The organism is Sphingomonas sp. 66-10 (assembly GCF_001897045.1).
Taxonomy (GTDB): domain Bacteria; phylum Pseudomonadota; class Alphaproteobacteria; order Sphingomonadales; family Sphingomonadaceae; genus Sphingomonas; species Sphingomonas lycopersici.
This window is the reverse complement of record NZ_MKRR01000071.1, coordinates 7,464-9,680: the sequence shown is the minus strand read 5'-3', so window position 1 is coordinate 9,680 and position 2,217 is coordinate 7,464. Positions and strand designations below refer to the sequence as shown.

Genomic DNA, 2,217 nt, shown 5'->3' with positions numbered 1-2,217 from the left:
ATGTCGTTCCTTCTCACAGAGCGGCGTACACCGCGTCGATCAGGCGCGCGGCGCGCGGCCCGTTGGTGCCCACGGCATGCATCCGGTTGACCGAGTACCCGAACGCGACGCGGTCGACGGGGTCGGCGAACCCGGCCGACCCGCCGATGCCGTGGTGCCCGAATGCCTCGGGATGCGGACCCATGTACACGGCGTCGGGCGAGTTGAGCAGCACGCCCAGGCCTTGCCGGTAGTGCCGCTCCTGCACGAGCTCGATCTGGTCGTGCTGCATCGTCGTCATCCGCTCGATCGCCTCGGGCGACAGGATGCGCACGCCGTCGACCTCGCCCCCTCGGGAGAGGGGAGCGTAGATCCGGGCGACCGATCGGGCGTTGCCGTGGCCGCTGGCGCTCGCGATCTCGGCCGTGCGCCACGCGCGCGAGTTGACCATCTCGCGCCACGGCACGTCCGCGTTCTGCGCGAGCGCGAGGACGCGCAAGGAGTCGGGGGCCTCCGCCTCGCGCGCGGCGATGAGGCGCGACCCGGGGTTCGGGAGCAGGTCGGCGGTGCGGGCGAACTCGCTCTCGGGGAGGCCCATCCAGTAGTCGGCGCCGAGCGGCCCGGTGATCTCGTCCCGCACCCACTCGCCGATGGGGCGTCCCGTGATGCGTCGCACGAGCTCGCCGAGGATGTAGCCCTGCGTCTGCACGTGATAGGCGGCGACGGTCCCCGGCTCCCACAGCGGGCGCGTCCGCGCGAGGGCCTCGACCATGGCGTCACGGTCGAACGTCGCGCCCGCGGGCGGCGGGTCGTCCACGATCGCGGGGAGCCCGGCGCGGTGATCGAGCACCCAGCGGACGAGCACCCCCTCCTTGCCGTTCTGCGCGAACTCGGGCCAGTAGTCGGCGACGGGGGCATCGAGGTCGAGCAGTCCACGATCGGCCAGCTGCGCGACGGCGACGGCGCTGACTCCCTTCGCGACCGACATCATGCAGACGAGCGTGTCCTCGGCCCACGGTTCGCGGCGATCCTCGTCGGACCATCCGCCCCACACGTCGACGACCGGCACGCCGTCCACGACCACCGAGACGGCGGAGCCGAGCTCATCCTCCTCTGCGCGGTAGTTCTCGCGGAAGGCCTCCACGACCCCCTCGAAGCGGGGGTCGAATCTCCCGGCGACCGGGACCGAGCGACCTCGCGCCTCGAACGTCTCGTTCAGCATGCCGCCTCCTCGCGGTGGTCTGTCATCAGCTGTCAGACAACATACCGAATGAGAAGGCCCGGCGGAAGTCGGACCGAGGGGTCAGTTGCCGCCGAGGACCGTCCGCGCGGCCGCCTCGACGTGGGTCGTCGCCGCGATCCGCGCGGCAGGTGCGTCCCGCCGCTCGAGCGCCTCGACCAGGACCCGGATCTCCTCCAGGCTCTGGGCGGGACGACCCGGCGCTGACAGCGTCTGGGCACGGAGCTGGTTGACGCGGCGCTGGAGGATGGACACCGTCTGGCGGAGCACCTCGTTGCAGGAGCCCTCGAACAGCACCTCGTACAGTGCGTTCTTGGCGTCGAGTACGGCGAAGGGCCCCGCCTCCTCGACCCGCGCCACTTCTCCCGCGACATCCTCGAACCGCGCGCGCAGGCGCGTCAGCTGCTCCTCGCTCGCGTTCTGTGCGAACAGCTCCGCGGCGAGCCCTTCGAGTTCGGCCCGCACCTGGTACACCTGCTTGGCGACTTCGGGGCTGGTCACGCTGACGACGGTTCCCCGGCCGTTCTGCGATTCGACGAGACCTTCGGCCTCGAGCTGGCGCAGCGCCTCGCGGACCGACGGGCGACTCGCGTTCGTCATCTCGCAGAGCTGCCGCTCGACGAGCAGCTGCCCGGGTTCCAGCCGGCGGTCCAGAATGGCGGCGCGCAGGATCGACGCGACCTGCTCGCGGATCGGGGCGTGCCGTTGCACCTGCATGCCCGTGACGGTGTCCGTCATGATGGGTCCCTCCGACCGGGTGATGTCAGAAAGTAACCTACCTGACAAACCCGCGATAGCGCCGGACCCCGGTGCATTCGGGCGTGGGTCGCGGCGGCCACCTCCGTGGCCGGGGGAGCCGGGCCGTTCCCAACGACGGACCGAGAGACCCACGCGCCGTTGCGGCCGGCGCGGGTGCGGCGTGTCACGGCCGCGGTCCGTGTTCTGGGGCGCCGCGTCCCGCGCCCGTCCCGGCCGTCTACACCGCCGTCGCGCGCTTC

The 2,217-nt window shown here is 71.7% G+C and carries 2 protein-coding genes; both read right to left on the bottom strand.

Annotated features, from left to right (window positions below; translation table 11 throughout):
- Positions 1-13: 13 nt before the first annotated feature.
- Entirely contained in the window at positions 14-1,201 is a 1,188-nt protein-coding gene (locus BGN95_RS06670; RefSeq protein WP_286772034.1) for a serine hydrolase domain-containing protein, read from the bottom strand.
- 81 nt (positions 1,202-1,282) lie between these two features.
- Complete coding sequence (locus tag BGN95_RS06665; RefSeq protein ID WP_286772033.1) at positions 1,283-1,957, bottom strand: GntR family transcriptional regulator; 675 nt, start codon at positions 1,955-1,957, stop codon at positions 1,283-1,285.
- Positions 1,958-2,217 lie beyond the last annotated feature (260 nt).